Raw genomic sequence first — 15,299 nt, forward strand, 5'->3', positions numbered from 1 at the left:
GCAGTCGCCGCCGTGGTGCTGCCGCCCGACGGGAGGTCGCCCGCGGTGGTCGGCGCCCCGTGCGGGGTGCCGGCCGCCGCCGCGGACCGGGCGTCAGTCGTGGAAGGTCTCGCCCTTCTCGGCCTTCTCCACGAGCAGCGCGGGCGGCAGGAAGCGGTCGCCGTAGCGCTCCGCGAGCTGCCGGGCGCGGGCGACGAAGCCGGGCAGGCCGCCCTCGTACCCGTTGATGTACTGGAGCACGCCGCCCGTCCACGGCGGGAAGCCGATGCCCATGATGGAGCCGATGTTGGCGTCGGCGACCGAGGTCAGGACGTTCTCCTCCAGGCAGCGGACACTGTCCAGCGCCTCGGAGAACAGCATCCGCTCCTTCATGTCGACGAACGGGATGCCGGTGTCCGGCTTCGTGCTGTGCCCACCCGGGGTACGCCCCCCGGAGCCCCCGAAATGCTCCCGCAGGCCGGGCCAGAGGCGGGTGCGGCTGCCGTTCTCGTCGTACTCGTAGAAGCCCGCGCCGCCGCTGCGTCCCGTCCGGCCGAACTCGTCGACCATCCGGTCGATGACCTCGTCCGCCGGGTGTCCGGGCCAGGTGCCGCCCGCCTCCTCGACGGCCCGCCTGGTCTCGTCGCGGATCCTGCGGGGCAGGGTGAGGGTCAGCTCGTCCATCAGGGAGAGCACCTTGGCCGGGTAGCCGGACTGTGCCGCGGCCTGCTCGACCGACGCGGGCTCCACGCCCTCGCCGACCATGGCGACGCCCTCGTTGATGAACTGGCCGATGACGCGGGAGGTGAAGAAGCCGCGCGAGTCGTTGACGACGATCGGGGTCTTCTTGATCCGGCGGACCAGGTCGAAGGCGCGGGCCAGGGCCTCGTCGCCGGTCCGCTCGCCCTTGATGATCTCGACCAGCGGCATCTTGTCCACGGGCGAGAAGAAGTGCAGCCCGATGAAGTCGGCGGGCCGCGAGACGCCTTCGGCGAGGACGGTGATGGGCAGGGTCGAGGTGTTGGAGCAGAGCAGCGCGTCCGGCTCGATGACGTCCTGGATCTCCTGGAACACCTTGTGCTTGAGCGCGGTGTCCTCGAAGACGGCCTCGATGACGGCGTCGCAGCCCGCCAGGTCGGCCGGGTCGGCGGTCGGGGTGATGCGGGCCAGCAGTTCGTCCCGCTTCGCCTCGGTGGTGCGGCCCCGGGAGAGCGCCTTGGCGAGCAGCTTCTCGCTGTACGCCTTGCCCTTGTCCGCGGCCTCCTGGGAGACATCCTTGAGGACGACCTCGATGCCGGCCCGTGCGCAGGAGTAGGCGATGCCCGCGCCCATCATCCCGGCGCCGAGCACGGCGACCTTGCGGACCTGGCGCTCCTCGATGCCCTTGGGGCGGCTGGCGCCGGAGTTGACGGCCTGGAGGTCGAAGAAGAACGCCTGGATCATGTTCTTCGCGACCTGGCCGGTGACCAGCTCGGTGAAGTAGCGGGCCTCGATGGTCAGCGCGGTCTCGAAGTCGACCTGGGAGCCCTCGACGGCGGCGGCCAGGATGTTGCGGGGCGCGGGCATCGGGGCGCCCGCGATCTGCTTCTTCAGGTTGGACGGGAAGGCGGGCAGGTTCGCGGCGAACTTCGGGTTGGACGGGGTGCCGCCGGGGATCCGGTAGCCCTTGACGTCCCAGGGCTGCTGGGACTCGGGGTTGGCGTCGATGAAGGCGCGGGCCTTTTCGAGCATCTCCTCCGGGGTGGCGGCGACCTCGTGGACCAGGCCGTTCTCCAGGGCGCGCCGCGGGGTGTACTGGGTGCCCTGGAGGAGGACCTTCAGCAGCGCGTCGGCGATGCCCATGAGGCGTACGGTGCGGGTGACGCCGCCGCCCGCGGGCAGCAGGCCGAGCGTGACCTCGGGCAGGCCGATGCGGGAGCCGGGGGCGTCGAGGGCGATCCGGTGGTGGGAGGCGAGCGCGATCTCGTAACCGCCGCCGAGCGCCGCTCCGTTGATGGCGGCGACGACGGGCTTGCCGAGGGTCTCGATGCGGCGCAGCGAGTTCTTGATGGCGGTGCCGGTGTCGAAGGCCTGCTGGGCGTTCTCGGGGCCGACCTTGATCATGTCCTTGAGGTCGCCGCCCGCGAAGAAGGTCTTCTTGGCGGAGGTGTAGATGATGCCGCGGATGGAGTCCTTCTCGGCCTCGGCGCGGTCGGCGACGGCCGCGATGGAGTCCTTGAAGGCCTGGTTCATCGTGTTGGCGGACTGGTCGGGGTCGTCGAGTACGAGGGTGACGACGCCGGTCTCGTCCTGTTCCCAGCGGATGGTCGTGCTCTCGGTCATTAGCTTTTCTTCTCCGTAAGCAGGGGGGCCGGGGGACGGTCAGAGGCGCTCGACGACGGTGGCGATGCCCATGCCGCCGCCGACGCAGAGGGTGGCGAGGCCGTACCGCTGGTCGCGGCGCTCCAGTTCGTCGATGAGGGTGCCGAGGATCATCGCGCCGGTGGCGCCGAGCGGGTGGCCGAGCGCGATGGCGCCGCCGTTGACGTTGATCTTGTCGAGGGAGAGTCCCATGTCCCTGGCGAAGCGGAGGACGACGCCGGCGAACGCCTCGTTGATCTCGACGAGGTCGATGTCGTCGATGGTCAGCCCGGCCTTGGCGAGGGCCTTGCGGGTGGCGGGGGCGGGGCCGGTGAGCATGATGGTGGGCTCGGAGCCGGAGACGGCCGCGGAGACGATCCGGGCGCGCGGGGTGAGCCCGTAGCGCTCGCCGGTCTCCTTGTTGCCGATCGCGACGAGCGCGGCGCCGTCGACGATGCCGGAGGAGTTGCCCGCGTGGTGGACGTGGTCGATCTTCTCGATCCAGTGGTACTTCTGCAGCGCCACCGCGTCGAAGCCGCCCATCTCGCCGATCGTGGCGAAGGACGGCTTGAGCGCGGCGAGCGAGTCGGCGGTGGTGCCGGGCCGCATGTGTTCGTCGTGGTCGAGGACGACGAGGCCGTTGCGGTCCTTGACGGGGACGACGGAGCGGGCGAAGCGGCCCTCCTTCCACGCCTCGGCGGCGCGTTCCTGGGAGAGCGCGGCGAACTCGTCGACGTCGCGGCGGGAGAAGCCCTCGATGGTGGCGATGAGGTCGGCGCCGACGCCCTGCGGGGCGAAGCCGGTCTCGAAATTGGTCATCGGGTCCATGGCCCAGGCGCCGCCGTCGGAGCCCATCGGGACGCGGGACATCGACTCGACACCGCCCGCGAGGACGAGGTCCTCCCAGCCCGAACGGACCTTGGCCGCGGCCAGGTTGACTGCTTCCAGGCCCGAGGCACAGAAGCGGTTCTCCTGGACGCCTGCGACGGTGTCCGGCAGGCCGGCCGCGGTGGCGGCGATCCGGGCGATGTCGGAGCCCTGGTCGCCGAGCGGGCTGACCACGCCGAGGACGATGTCGTCGATGGCCGCCGGGTCCAGATCCGGGAAGCGGCTGCGGATCTCGTGGATGAGGCCGACGACGAGGTCGATCGGCTTGGTGCCGTGCAGGGCCCCATTGGCCTTGCCGCGACCGCGCGGGGTGCGGATCGCGTCGTAGACGTACGCTTCGGTGCTCAAGTCAGCAGCCTTTCGAGGGTGGTTGTGCGAGGGGGTCAGGCGAGCAGCGAACGGCCGATGATCTCCTTCATGATCTCGGTCGTGCCGCCGTAGATGGTCTGGATGCGGCCGTCGGTGAAGGCCCTGGCCACCGGATACTCCGTCATGTACCCGTAGCCGCCGTGCAGTTGGAGACAGCGATCGGCGACGCGCTTTTGCAGTTCGGTGGCCCACCACTTGGCCATCGAGGCGTGCACGGCGTCGAGGGTGCCGTCGGAGTGGTCGACGATGCAGCGGTCCAGGAAGGTGCGGGTGACGGCGCACTCGGTGGCCATCTCGGCGATCTCGAACCGGATGTGCTGGAGCTTGGAGAGCGGCCTGCCGAAGGCCTCGCGCTCCTTGACGTACCGCGTGGTGATCTCCAGCAGGTGTTCGGCCGCGGCGATCCCGGCGACCGCTATGCCCATCCGTTCCTGCGCCAGGTTGGTCATGAGATGGATGAAGGCGCCGTCCCGCTCGCCGAGCAGGTTCTCCTTGGGGACGCGGACGTCGTTGAGGAACAGTTCGGCGGTGTCCTGGGACTTCTGGCCGATCTTGTCGAGGTTGCGGCCGCGCTCGAAGCCCTCCGCGCCGCGTTCGACGACGATCAGCGACAGTCCCTTGGCCCCGCCCTCGGGGGTGGTCTTGGCGACCACGACCACCAGGTCGGCGAGGATGCCGTTGGAGATGAAGGTCTTGGAGCCGTTGAGCAGCCAGTGGTCGCCCTTGTCCTCGGCGGTGGTGCGGATGCCCTGGAGGTCGGAGCCCGCGCCGGGTTCGGTCATGGCGATGGCGGTGACGATCTCGCCGCTGCAGAATCCGGGCAGCCAGCGCCGCTTCTGCTCGTCGGTGCCGAGCCCGGCGAGGTAGGGGCCGACGATGTCGTTGTGCAGGCCGAGCGCGAGGCCGGGGGTGCCTGCCCGGGTGAACTCCTCGGCGAGGACGGCGCTGTAGCGGAAGTCGGTGTTGCCGCCGCCCCCGTACTCCTCGGGCACCGCGAGGCCGAGCAGCCCCTGCCGCCCGGCCGCGAGCCACGCCTTGCGCGAGACGATGCCGTCCTTCTCCCACTGCTCGTAGTGCGGGAGGACCTCCTTGTCGAGAAAGGTGCGCACGGTCTCGCGGAACGCGTCGTGCTCTTCGGTGAAGATCTGCCGCTGCACTGCGGGCCTCCTGGAGCCGGATCCTTGCGGTGGGGAGAGGGGTCTGCCGGGCCCGTACGGCCCGGCGGCGGGGAGGGACTCATCGACCGCCGGGGTCCGCGCGGTCCCCCGCGAGGCCGGGCACGTCCCAGTCTGCGGCGACGTCCTCGGTGTCCGCGCCGGGCCGGGCGGGCCCGCTGCGTACGGAGACGGGGGTGGCGGAGAAGCGCGGTGCGGGGGCGGGCTGGGTGAGGCCGCCGTGCTCGACGAAGGTGGAGCGGGCGGCGAGGTGCGGGTGGCCGGGCGCCTCGCGGAGCGAGAGGACGGGGGCGACACAGGCGTCCGTTCCCTCGAACACCTCGGTCCACTCCGCGCGCGTCCGGGTCCTGAACCGGTCGGCGACGACCGTGCGCAGCTCATCCCAGCGGGCGATGTCCCCCCGGTCCGGGGCCTCGTCCCCGATCCCGAGGAGCTCGACGAACTCGTCGTAGAACCGCTGCTCCAGCGGGCCGACCGCCATGTACTGGCCGTCGGCGGTCTCGTACGAGCCGTAGAACGGGCAGCCGCCGTCCAGGAGGTTGGAGCCGCGCCGGTCCTGCCAGCCGCCGGCCGCCAGCATTCCGTGGATCATCGTCGCGAGGTGGGCGGCGCCGTCGACGATCGCCGCGTCCACGACCTGGCCCCGGCCGTCGGGGGTGCGGGCGTGCTGGAGGGCGGCGAGGACGCCGACGACGAGGTAGAGCGAGCCGCCCGCGTAGTCGCCGACGAGGTTGGCCGGGAGGGTGGGCGGCTCACCGGGCCTGCCGATCATGGAGAGCGTGCCGGAGAGGGCGATGTAGGAGACGTCGTGCCCGGCCCGTTCGGCGAGGGGGCCGTCCTGGCCCCAGCCGGTCATCCGCCCGTACACGAGCCGGGGGTTGCGGGCCAGCGCGGCCTCGGGGCCGACGCCGAGGCGTTCGGCGACGCCCGGCCGGTATCCCTCGATCAGGATGTCGGCGCGCTCGGCCAGGTCGAGCACCCGGTCGGCGCCGCCCTCGGCCTTGAGGTCGATGAGCACGGAGCGCTTGTTGCGGTTGGTGAGGTCGTACGCGGGGTCGATGCCGAGCCCCGCTCCCCCGGGCCGGTCGACCCGGACGACATCGGCGCCGAGGTCGGCCAGGAGCATCGCGGCGAACGGGCCGGGGCCGATGCCGGCCAGCTCGACCACCCGCACCCCTGCCAACGGACCGTGCGATCCGTGCCCTGTCGTTGCCATCAAGCCCCCAGCGGTATGACACAACTGATGTAACATCGATGATGCTAAGAACGCCCCGCGCTCCGCACAACCCTTTTGGCCGAGCAAGCGCTTAGGACTTTCCTCCGGGATCCTCCCCCACGATCCCCGCCCGGTCGTTCACCGCCACGGCTCCTCCGCCGGCCCGTGCCGTTCGCCGCCGCGAGACTCCTCCGTCCGCCGCACCCCGGGGTGCGCGCCGTACGCATGCCGGTGTCCGGCCGCCCCCCGACGGGGCGACCGGACACCGGTCCCGGATCCTGCGGCCGAGGTCAGCGGGACCAGCCGCAGTGCACGTGGCGGCTGTGTCCGGCGTCACCCGGGCCGAGGACCTCCGGCGCGCCGAGCTTCTTGCAGGCGGCCATGAACTGCTTGTGCGGGGCCCCGCTGCCGACGTGCCGGCCGTTGATGTGCGTGATGTCGAAGGCGATTCCGGCGTAGTGCCTGGAGTTGCCGCTGTGGTCGCCGCCGACGATCTCGGAGACGGAGATCCGGTAGCCGTACTGGGTGCGCAGCTTCAGCAGGCCGTTCAGCATCCGCGGGTCGAGGGCGACCCGCCGGTTGGGCTTGTCGCCCCACGGGCTGGTGAGCGCCCCCCTGCCGTTCGCCGTGTCGATGATGTTCTGCCGGGCCGTCGAGCCGGCGTGCTTGCCGCCCGGATGGACGGTGGCCAGACCGATCTGCTTCTGGGCCAGGATCTGCTTGGCCAGTGCCGCCCTGTTGCCGCCGGACGGAGTGCCGTTCAGCAGCGCCGCCCAGGTACGGGTGCCGATGACGCCGTCGGCGGTGAGGCCGGCCGACTTCTGGAACGCCTTGACCTTCGCCGTCACGGTGGCGGTGAACGCCCCGTCGACGGCCACCGCCTGGCCGCGCGCCTTCAGCAGGGTCTGCGCGGCCTTCACGGCCGGCCCCTTCGCACCGTCGCGCAGAGTGGTGACCAGCTGGGACCAGGTACCGGCCCCCACGAGACCGTCCACGGCGAGGTGCCGCGCCTTCTGGAACGCCTTCACCCCGGCTGTCGTGGCCGGGCCGAAGGAGCCGTCGACCGTCAGCGACTGCCCCCGGGAGTTCAGCAGGTGCTGGAGGGCGGTGACGGCGGTGCCCTTGCTGCCCGCCTTCAGGGTCGGCCAGTCGGCCGCCGCGGGGGCCGCCCCGCGTTCGGCGGCGGTCCGGACCGCCGGGACCTCGCCCGCGGTCGCGAGGGAGGCCGCCGGACCGGTCAGCGCGGCGACGGCGGCGATGCCTGCGACGAGCCGGGCGGCGGTACGACGGGGAAGGACGGAGACGGGGAACGGGGACATGGTGGACATGGGTGACTCCTCGGTGTGAGTGGTGATGGTGGTGCGGGTGAGCCGATGGGTAACGCGGACGGTCCGGGCGGTCCGGGGCGGGGCGTGCGTGGGGTCGGGTGCGGGCCTCATGGGCGGGAGAGCAGTGCCGCCCAGGTCCTCGTACCGACCACGCCGTCGGCGGGGAGGCCGGCCTTCTTCTGGAAGGCCCTGACGTTCGCGGCGGTCCCGGTGCCGTAGACCCCGTCCGCGGCGCCCTTGTGCCCATGGGCCGCCAGTCGGTGCTGGGCCGCCTCGACGGCCTTTCCCCGGTCGCCGGAGGAGAGCTTCGGGGCGAGCGCCCGCCAGGTGTGCTCGCCGATCACGCCGTCGGCCTTCAGCCCCGCGTCCTGCTGGAACCGCTCGACCGCGGCGACCGTCGCGGGGCCGAAGTCGCCGTCCGCCGCGAGCCGGTGTCCCTTGGCGGCCAGCAGCAGTTGTGCGGTGGTCACCTCGCTTCCGCGCTGTCCGGAGCGCAGGACCGGGAAGTCGTGGACCGGCCGCGGGGTGCCGCCCTCCGCCATCGCCCGCAGCTCCGCCGGGCTGCCGCGGAAGACGTTGCGGTCGGCCGGTCCGTCGATGCCCGGCACGGTGCCGCTCTGGGTGTGCTGCCAGAAGGTCCAGGACCCTCCGGCACCGGGCACCCGGTGCGGTTCGTCCGAGCCGCTGCCGTACCGGGCGAGCCACAGCGGGTACCCGGCGAACACCTCGCCCTTGCCGCCCATGCACTCCTTCACGAAGGACGCCCGGGTGTAGACGATCGGGGTGACCCCGAACTCCTTCTTCACCTCGTTCAGGAAGGCCCGCACCTGCTGGGTGCGCAGCGCCTTCGGGCAGATCTCCCCGCCGCCCTTGACGGGCAGCTTCTCCACGTCGAGCACCGGCGGCAGTTCGCCCGCCCGGCTGCCCCGGTAACCGGCGGCCCGAACGGTCGAGGCGAAGTGCCGGGCCTGCGCCGCGCCGTCGGTCGTGCTCCGGGGGTGGAAGAAGTGGTACGGGGCACGGAGCAGCGAGGTCCTGGAGACGGCGGCGTAGTCCCGGGCGAACCAGCCGTCCTTGCCAGACACCCCTTGTGTGGCCTTGAGGAAGGCGAAGCTGTTAGAGGCGGCCACCCGCTTCCAGTCGATCGGTGTGTCCTTCCTCCCCTTCGCCTCGTGGTTGTGGTGGCTGGTGTCAACGCCGGTGACGCCGTACGACGAGGGCGGCACGGCCACGACCGTGGGAGCGATCGCGCCCAGCGCGACCAGAGCCGCTCCCACAACCGTGCCGGTCAGGGCGACACGCACTCGTACGGGTGATGTCGGATGCATATGCAGATCTCCTTGTCCCTCGGGCGAAAGGGCCCCTGCGTCCCCGTCCGCCGCGAATGCGCAGGCAGGAGCACTCCCTCGAAGGGGTGGGAACGGGGTGGGGTTCGCGGGGCCTCGGGCCGACCGCTCCTCAACTGTGCAGCACTGAACGGCGCTTTCACTACGATCTGCGTCCCGCGGGTCGATGCATCTATGCACGCTCCCGATGCATGGCGTTGACCTGCGGCTATGCACACAGAAAGTCGGGAAGGCACGATGACGGACAACACTGTGGCGGGCCACGGGCCGCATCCGGGGCGCGCTCTCGCGGAATTACTGAGGAACTGGTGGGAGTCGGCGGCGCGCGACGGCCGCGAGAAACCCACCCAGCAATCCCTCGCCAAGCGGCTGGGGATCGACCAGACCACCCTGTCGCGCTATCTGAATCCTTCTCACTCCTCCAACGCGCCGCGCAGGATCGTCGAGCAACTGCACACGGTGCTGCGGGCACCGGCCGACGACCTGGTCCGGGCGTGCGCCCTGGCGGACGCGGCGGCCGGGGCCGCACCGGGCCGCAGGCGCCCGGCGGTCGCGCAACCGGCCGGCCCGTCGGCGGGAACCGGTCCGGAGAAGACCGCCGCGCCCACCGGCCCCGGTTCTCCTGTGGAAGGAACGGCCGTGCCCGCGGGGGCCGGTGCGGAGACGGTCGTGACCGAAGTGCCCGGCCCCGTGGAGCCCGCCGACGGCCGTACTCCCGCGGCCCGCAGGTGGGACCGCTTCCCCGTCGCGTTTCCGACCCTGGCCGTCTCGGCGATGCTCCTGCTGGTGTTCGGCGGCCTGGCGTGGTGGGCGGCGCCGGTTCCGGGCCGGAACGACGCCAAGACGACGGCGGAGGTGACGGACCGTCCGTCGGAGGGCACCAAGTGGCCCCTGGCCCGCAAGGGCAACGTGCTCTGGAAGGCCCGTACGGTGCAGCTGTTGCTGCGGGCGAACGGTCACGACGTGAAGGTCGACGCCGACTACGGCCCCGCCACGGCGGAGGCCGTGAAGAAGTTCCAGTCCGCCCACGGGCTGACCCCGGACGGCAAGGTCGGAAAGGACACCTGGCCGTTGCTGATCATGACGGTCGACTCCCGCACGACGAAGCCGGAGGCCGTCACGGCGGTGCAGTACCTGCTCCACCACGCCGGGGTACCGACCGACAGCACCGGCACGTACACCCCGTCGACCATGCGCTCGTTGAAGGAGTTCCAGGCGTCCCGGAATCTGCCGGTGACGGGTGTCGGGGACGAGGACACCTGGCGCGCGCTGCTCAACGCCCAGGGACCGGACCAGCACAAATAACCGGGCGGGGCGGTGGCCCCGGGGGCGTCAGAGTGCCCAGGAAACCAGGGTGCAGATCATCGAGACGGCCCAGACCACTCCCGCGACGATGCCGAGCGTCATCCCCACCGCGACCCGGCGCTGGGCGAGGTAGACGGTTCCGGGACCCATGGGAGTTCGATGTTCGTTCATGCGTGCCAGTCTGCCGCTCGGGTCTGACAAGCAATACCCGTACGGGTACTCAACCCGTCGCTTCCCGCAGGGCCTTCCGGCACAGGGCGTCGGCCCTGCGGGTGGTTTCCGGCTGGCGGAAGTCCCGGGACAGCAACAGGGTGTGGGCGCACGCGTTGTCGAGGCCGGTCCGGTGTCCGACGGAGACGAAGACGGGTTTGACGCCGTCCTGGGTGCGCAGGGCCCGGCCCACCTCCTCCTCGCCGTCGAGCAGGGGCGACCAGTCGCCGCGGTGGGGTCCGGGCTGTTCGTACGAGAAGGTGAACGGGTTCTTGGCGACGCCGATGACCGGGAGTCCGGTGAGCACCCCGAGATGGCTGGCGAGGCCGAAGCGGCGCGGGTGCGCCAGGCCGTATCCGTCGCAGATCACGAGCCCGGGGTCGACCGGCAGGGATTCGAGCGCGGCCAGCACGGTCGGTATCTCCCGGAAGGCGAGGAGGCCGGGAACGTACGGGAAGGTGATCCGGCCGACGGCGGTGGTCTCGGCGAGCACGTCGAGCGTCGCCTCGTCGAGGACGACCGCCGCCGCGACGACGACATCGCGTTCGTCGTCGTAGGCCACGTCGACCCCGGTGACCCGGCCCGTGCCGGGCGGCGGCCCTGGTTCGTCGAGCACCACCCGGGCGCGCAGGGTGTCCTGAATGGCTCGCGCCTCGGCCTCGTCGGCGGGTGTCGGGAAGGTCGTCATGATGCGGTCGAGTCTAAGGGGCGTCCCGTAATGCCTGGTGGATCAGCGCGCGGCGTCGGATGCGGTGCATCGCAAGGCGGAGGGGCGCCCGCATACTGGATGTATTCGGGCGTTCCGACAACGCGGCGAGGATGGGGTCTCCCCTGCTCGAGCGCAGCCGAGAGCTCGGGGAAGTAGCTGTCGTCGTGCGCCCGCCAGGTATTGCGGGAGACCCCTTAGGGTCTTTCGTCCGGATCGGGCCGGGGCGACGGCGTCCGGTGCACGGGCCCATGGGGCAGCCGGTCCGTCGACGGCGGCGCGGCCGGGGAGGTGCGGCGCCGTCCCGTAGCCTGACGATCATGTTTGTACTCGAACTGACCTATACCGCCCCCGTCGAACGCGTCGACGCGCTGCTCCAGGACCATGTCGCCTGGCTGGACACCTACTACGCGGCGGGAGTGTTCATCGCGTCGGGCCGCAAGAACCCCCGCGACGGCGGAGTGATCCTGGCCGTCGGGGACGACCGCGCCCGGATCGAGAGGATCACCTCGGAGGACCCGTTCGTGACCGGGGGCGTGTGCGCGTACCGCGTCACCGAGTTCGTCGCGACGAAGACCTCGGACGAACTCGCCCCGTACCGTCAGCAGTTGCCCGGATAGCGGGTGTCCGGGGAGAACCCGGCGACGCGGAAGGCGGTGCCGCGGAAGACGGTTCCGGGGAGATCCGTCCGCCCGCACACCGGACGCCGGTCCGGACGGTGACCGGATTCTCCCGTCACGCCCCGCCTCCCCTGCCCCTGCGGATCGGGAAGGCGGGGTCTCCCCCGTCGCCGACGTCATCGGCGCCGGACCTGGCCTTCGTGGATCAGGGGGCCAGGGATCGGCCCTGGTGCGCCGCGCGTGCCACGCGTCCCTTCTCACCCGCGGCCCAACAGCCGCCGTCCGGGGTGCAGTCGACGGTGTCGTACGACCCCGTGTCGACCGTGCGCCAGGTACGGCCGCCGTCCGAGGTGAGGTCGGTGCCCGTCGGGCCGACCGCCAGTGCGGCCGACCTGCTGTGCGGCAGCCAGGCGACGCCCGAACGATAGGCGGTCGGCGGGGTCGTGGACCGGCGCCAGGTGCGGCCGGTGTCGCCCGTCACGGCCGCGGCGTCCGGCGAGGGTTCACCGGCCCGGTAGTCGCCACCGACCGCGATGCCGTGGTGGCGGTCGCGGAAGGCCAGCCCGAAGACGCCGCGCGCCGGGTCACCGGCCGGGATCGTCGACACGGAGGCGGTCCAGGTCAGTCCGCGGTCCGCGGAGTGCAGCACCCGCGCGGTGGCGGCTCCCCCGGTCGCGAGCCAGACGTCACGGGGGCCCGACGAGACCAGGCACTGGCCGCTGGCGGCGAATGCGGCCTCACCGGCCTGCGCCTCCGGCATGCCCTCGGTGGGCAGGACCCGCCAGCTCCGGCCCCCGTCCGCGGTCGACAGGATGCGATACTTCCCGTCCACCGGGTCGCTCATCGCGAGCCCGTTCCGGCTGTCGAAGAAGGTGAGGCAGTCGTAGAAGGCGCGGGCGTCGGTGTTGCGGAACGACTCCGTCCAGGTCGCTCCCCCGTCGTCCGTGCGGAACACCCTGGACGCCTCCCCCTCGCCGATGGCCAGGGCCACCGCGCGCCGGGCGTCGAACGCCTCGATGTCGCGGAACTCCAGCCCCTCCTCGGCCGCGCCCGCAGGTGACACGTCGCGCCAGGTGCGGCCGCCGTCCACGGTGCGCAGCACCGTGCCCTTGGAGCCCGCGACCCAGGCGGTGCGGCGGCTGACGGCGGCGAGGCCGCGGAAACGGGCGTCCGTACCGGTGTCGGTGAGCGTCCAGACCGGCCGTTCGCCCGGCCGGTGGTGTTCCCGCGGTGCCGCCGCGGCCGTCGGTGCGGCCAGTGTCGCGGTCAACGCCGCCACACAGAGCCCCCATGACATCAGCTGTCTCTTCTTCCCCATGGCTCTCATGGCGCTGGAAGCTAGCCCACCGGTCGCGGCCCGTCCAGGGTGAGCCACCGCGAAGTGGGCAGGCGAACGGGTACGTCGGCACGCGGTGACACAACTCACGCCCCCTCCCGGTGCACGGACAAGGGGATTCCGTCGTCTTCATCAGTGCCGACAACCGTTCGTCCGGCCGAGAAAGGGAGCAGGTCTTGTCCACCGTCATCGAGCAGTCCGTGCAGGCCCGCATGGTCGCATCCGCACCGCGGATGGAGACCCTTCCCGCCACCCTCCAGTACGACCCGAGCGACCCGTTCGCCGTACGCATGGCGTTTCCCGCCCCGGCGACCCTGGCGGGGACCGAGGTCTCCTGGGAGTTCTCCCGAGAGCTGCTGACGGCCGGCGTCGACGCGGCTGCCGGCGTCGGGGACGTGCGCATCCGGCCGTTCGGATACGAGCGCACGGTCCTGGAGTTCCACGCCGAGGAGGGCATCGCGATGGTGCACGTGCGCACGGCGGAGCTGCGCCGTTTCCTCGACCGGGCGCAGGAGATGGTCCCGGTCGGCGACGAGCACCGGTTCCTGGATCTCGACCGGGGCCTGACCGACCTGCTCGGCGGGCCCCACTGACCCCACGCCCCAGGCCCCACGGAACGGGCCCGGGACGGGCACAGAACGCACTGCGCACAAAGCGGGTGCGGAGCATGCGGTCACCGTCGACCGCCACAGGCGGACAAATCAGGATACGAGCGGACTCCGGCCACCCTTCAGGCATGTCTTCAGGAAGCTGCCAGATCCTTGCCGACCTGCATACATGACAGTGCGTCACCGGAACTCCCCGGGGCGGGCTTGGCGGTGGACTTACCTCCGCTTTAACCTACGGTCTCGTAACCTACGTATCCGTAGGTAATTCTCCCGTCCCCAGGAGTTCCCCGTGACGATCACCGCTCCCCACCTCGGCAGTCCGAAGGCGTGGACCGACGCCCAACTGCTGTACGCCCTGGAAGAGGTGGTGGAGAAGGAGCTCAACCGTCATCTCAAGGTCGCCAAGGACTGGATGCCCCACGAGTACGTGCCGTTCTCCGACGGGCGGAACTTCCCGGGCGTCTTCGAGGACGGCGAGGCGTGGCAGGCCGATCAGTCCAAGGTCACCGACATCGGCAAGATCGCGCTGGTCGTGAATCTGCTGACCGAGGACAACCTCCCCAGTTACCACCACGAGATCGCCTCCCTCTTCGGCCGTGACGGCGCCTGGGGCACCTGGGTGCACCGCTGGACCGCCGAGGAGGGCCGGCACGGCATCGTGATGCGCGACTACCTGCTCACGTCGCGCGCCGTCGACCCGGACAAGCTCGAACAATTCCGGATGGCTCACATGTCGGAGGGCTTCGAGTCCGACAACCGCCACTCGATGCTGCACTCCGTGGCGTACGTCGCCTTCCAGGAACTCGCCACCCGCGTCTCGCACCGCAACACCGGTCACCAGTCGGGCGACCCGGTCTGCGACCGCATGCTGGCGCGCATCGCGACCGACGAGAACCTGCACATGGTCTTCTACCGCAACCTCCTCGGTGCGGCCTTCGAGCTGGCTCCCGACCTGACGATGCAGGCCGTGCGCGACGTCGTCGTCAACTTCCGGATGCCCGGTCACGGCATGCCGGGCTTCGAGCGGGCCGCCGCGCAGATGGCGATCGGCGAGATCTACAACATGCGCATCCACCACGACGACGTGATCCAGCCCGTGCTGCGCTACCTGAAGGTCCTCCACATCGACGGCCTCGGCCCCGACGGCCTGAAGGCGCAGGAGGAGTTGGGCCTGTACATGGGCGGTCTGGACTCCGAGGCGGCGAAGTTCGACGAGAAGCTGGCGGCCCGCAAGGCGCGCATGGCGGCGCGCGCCATGGCCTGACCCTCCGTCGGCCGCGGCCCGTCCCCGCCCCTCGGCGGGGGCGGGCCCGTCCCGGGCTCACATCGTGGCGTTCAGGTCCTGCGCGTAGTGCTCGATCGCCGCCCGGTACCGCCGTACGTACGGGTCGTCGCTGCTCGCCGCGAGCAGTTCCAGCAGCAGTCGCACGGCTTCGTGGTGCTCGCCGGTGTTGAAGAGGGCCATGGCGAGAAACGTCCGCAGTGCCCCGTCGTCGGGGAACCGTGCGAGGCCGCCGCGCAGGAGCTCGACCGCCTCCTCGTACCGGCCGAGCACGCGGTAGGTGCTTCCGAGGCCGAGCAGTGCGCCCCGGTGGTCCTCCTCCGACAGGCCGGTGCCCGCCAGGGAGCTTTCGTAGAACGGCACCGCCTCGGCTTCGAGGCCGAGCACGTCGTGGGCCCACGCGGTCTGGTAGGCCACTTCGGCGTCGGCCGGGAAGGCGGCGGAGAGGGACAGCAGTCGCTGCCGGGCCTCCTCCTGGTGCCCCTCGGCGCGCAGCCGCACGGCCGCCGTGAGCAGGGCGTCTCTGGTGCGGTCGGTCATGCGGACATCGTGTCACGCGGACGGGGAGCGTCCGGGGCGGGGCCGGAACGG

14 protein-coding genes are annotated in these 15,299 nt (G+C 71.4%); 4 read left to right on the forward strand and 10 right to left on the reverse strand.

Annotated elements, in window-relative coordinates:
- Positions 1 to 93 precede the first annotated feature (93 nt).
- The 6 genes from ACWCXX_RS08955 to ACWCXX_RS08980 all read right to left on the reverse strand — a co-directional run bounded on the left by ACWCXX_RS08955 (position 94) and on the right by ACWCXX_RS08980 (position 8,623).
- Entirely contained in the window at positions 94 to 2,301 is a 2,208-nt protein-coding gene (locus tag ACWCXX_RS08955; RefSeq protein ID WP_451125654.1) for a 3-hydroxyacyl-CoA dehydrogenase NAD-binding domain-containing protein, read from the reverse strand.
- Positions 2,302 to 2,340: 39 nt separating this feature from the next.
- Positions 2,341 to 3,555 carry an acetyl-CoA C-acetyltransferase gene (locus ACWCXX_RS08960; RefSeq protein WP_451125655.1) on the reverse strand — a complete coding sequence of 405 codons (1,215 nt, stop codon included), beginning with the start codon at positions 3,553 to 3,555 and terminating at the stop codon, positions 2,341 to 2,343.
- Between the two features lie 35 nt (positions 3,556 to 3,590).
- Positions 3,591 to 4,733: an acyl-CoA dehydrogenase family protein gene (locus ACWCXX_RS08965; RefSeq protein ID WP_451125656.1), complete on the reverse strand. Its 1,143-nt coding sequence runs from the start codon at positions 4,731 to 4,733 to the stop codon at positions 3,591 to 3,593.
- A gap of 79 nt (positions 4,734 to 4,812) precedes the next feature.
- On the reverse strand, positions 4,813 to 5,967 hold the full coding sequence (locus ACWCXX_RS08970) for a CaiB/BaiF CoA transferase family protein (protein WP_451125852.1): 1,155 nt from the start codon (positions 5,965 to 5,967) through the stop codon (positions 4,813 to 4,815).
- Between the two features lie 290 nt (positions 5,968 to 6,257).
- Positions 6,258 to 7,295: a peptidoglycan-binding domain-containing protein gene (locus tag ACWCXX_RS08975; RefSeq protein ID WP_451125657.1), complete on the reverse strand. Its 1,038-nt coding sequence runs from the start codon at positions 7,293 to 7,295 to the stop codon at positions 6,258 to 6,260.
- A 107-nt stretch (positions 7,296 to 7,402) separates the two neighbouring features.
- Positions 7,403 to 8,623, reverse strand: a complete 1,221-nt coding sequence (locus tag ACWCXX_RS08980) for a peptidoglycan-binding protein (RefSeq protein WP_451125658.1) — start codon at positions 8,621 to 8,623, stop codon at positions 7,403 to 7,405.
- A gap of 255 nt (positions 8,624 to 8,878) precedes the next feature.
- Between ACWCXX_RS08980 and ACWCXX_RS08985 the strand changes: the two genes are divergently transcribed.
- Positions 8,879 to 9,946: a peptidoglycan-binding protein gene (locus ACWCXX_RS08985; protein WP_451125659.1), complete on the forward strand. Its 1,068-nt coding sequence runs from the start codon at positions 8,879 to 8,881 to the stop codon at positions 9,944 to 9,946.
- Between the two features lie 27 nt (positions 9,947 to 9,973).
- Here ACWCXX_RS08985 and mmpA read toward each other — a convergent pair whose 3' ends face one another.
- The gene (mmpA, locus tag ACWCXX_RS08990) at positions 9,974 to 10,117 is read right to left on the reverse strand and encodes a morphogenic membrane protein MmpA (RefSeq protein WP_451125660.1); all 144 of its coding nucleotides are present in this window, start codon (positions 10,115 to 10,117) and stop codon (positions 9,974 to 9,976) included.
- Positions 10,118 to 10,166: 49 nt separating this feature from the next.
- Positions 10,167 to 10,844 carry an endonuclease V gene (locus ACWCXX_RS08995; RefSeq protein WP_451125661.1) on the reverse strand — a complete coding sequence of 226 codons (678 nt, stop codon included), beginning with the start codon at positions 10,842 to 10,844 and terminating at the stop codon, positions 10,167 to 10,169.
- 338 nt (positions 10,845 to 11,182) lie between these two features.
- Between ACWCXX_RS08995 and ACWCXX_RS09000 the strand changes: the two genes are divergently transcribed.
- Positions 11,183 to 11,482 carry a YciI family protein gene (locus tag ACWCXX_RS09000; protein WP_451125662.1) on the forward strand — a complete coding sequence of 100 codons (300 nt, stop codon included), beginning with the start codon at positions 11,183 to 11,185 and terminating at the stop codon, positions 11,480 to 11,482.
- A gap of 205 nt (positions 11,483 to 11,687) precedes the next feature.
- Here the strand turns inward: ACWCXX_RS09000 and ACWCXX_RS09005 are convergent, their stop codons facing one another.
- Complete coding sequence (locus tag ACWCXX_RS09005) at positions 11,688 to 12,809, reverse strand: WD40/YVTN/BNR-like repeat-containing protein (RefSeq protein WP_451125663.1); 1,122 nt, start codon at positions 12,807 to 12,809, stop codon at positions 11,688 to 11,690.
- Between the two features lie 185 nt (positions 12,810 to 12,994).
- Between ACWCXX_RS09005 and ACWCXX_RS09010 the strand changes: the two genes are divergently transcribed.
- A complete protein-coding gene (locus tag ACWCXX_RS09010) occupies positions 12,995 to 13,411 on the forward strand; it encodes an SsgA family sporulation/cell division regulator (RefSeq protein WP_451125664.1) in 417 nt (138 codons plus the stop codon).
- Between the two features lie 304 nt (positions 13,412 to 13,715).
- Positions 13,716 to 14,690 carry an acyl-ACP desaturase gene (locus tag ACWCXX_RS09015; RefSeq protein WP_451125665.1) on the forward strand — a complete coding sequence of 325 codons (975 nt, stop codon included), beginning with the start codon at positions 13,716 to 13,718 and terminating at the stop codon, positions 14,688 to 14,690.
- A gap of 57 nt (positions 14,691 to 14,747) precedes the next feature.
- On the opposite strand, the gene ACWCXX_RS09020 is transcribed toward ACWCXX_RS09015, so the two are convergent.
- On the reverse strand, positions 14,748 to 15,248 hold the full coding sequence (locus ACWCXX_RS09020; protein WP_451125666.1) for a tetratricopeptide repeat protein: 501 nt from the start codon (positions 15,246 to 15,248) through the stop codon (positions 14,748 to 14,750).
- Between the last annotated feature and the right edge of the window lie 51 nt (positions 15,249 to 15,299).

The organism is Streptomyces sp. NPDC001732, assembly GCF_053596315.1.

Bases quoted from the DNA above. Each gene is read 5' to 3' on its own strand.
- ACWCXX_RS08955 (WP_451125654.1), bottom strand. From the start codon at position 2,301: ATGACCGAGAGCACGACCATCCGCTGGGAACAGGACGAGACCGGCGTC.
- ACWCXX_RS08970 (WP_451125852.1), bottom strand. From the start codon at position 5,967: ATGGCAACGACAGGGCACGGATCGCACGGTCCGTTGGCAGGGGTGCGG.
- ACWCXX_RS08975 (WP_451125657.1), bottom strand. From the start codon at position 7,295: ATGTCCACCATGTCCCCGTTCCCCGTCTCCGTCCTTCCCCGTCGTACC.
- ACWCXX_RS08980 (WP_451125658.1), bottom strand. From the start codon at position 8,623: ATGCATCCGACATCACCCGTACGAGTGCGTGTCGCCCTGACCGGCACG.
- ACWCXX_RS08985 (WP_451125659.1), top strand. From the start codon at position 8,879: ATGACGGACAACACTGTGGCGGGCCACGGGCCGCATCCGGGGCGCGCT.
- mmpA (WP_451125660.1), bottom strand. From the start codon at position 10,117: ATGAACGAACATCGAACTCCCATGGGTCCCGGAACCGTCTACCTCGCC.
- ACWCXX_RS08995 (WP_451125661.1), bottom strand. From the start codon at position 10,844: ATGACGACCTTCCCGACACCCGCCGACGAGGCCGAGGCGCGAGCCATT.
- ACWCXX_RS09000 (WP_451125662.1), top strand. From the start codon at position 11,183: ATGTTTGTACTCGAACTGACCTATACCGCCCCCGTCGAACGCGTCGAC.
- ACWCXX_RS09005 (WP_451125663.1), bottom strand. From the start codon at position 12,809: ATGAGAGCCATGGGGAAGAAGAGACAGCTGATGTCATGGGGGCTCTGT.
- ACWCXX_RS09020 (WP_451125666.1), bottom strand. From the start codon at position 15,248: ATGACCGACCGCACCAGAGACGCCCTGCTCACGGCGGCCGTGCGGCTG.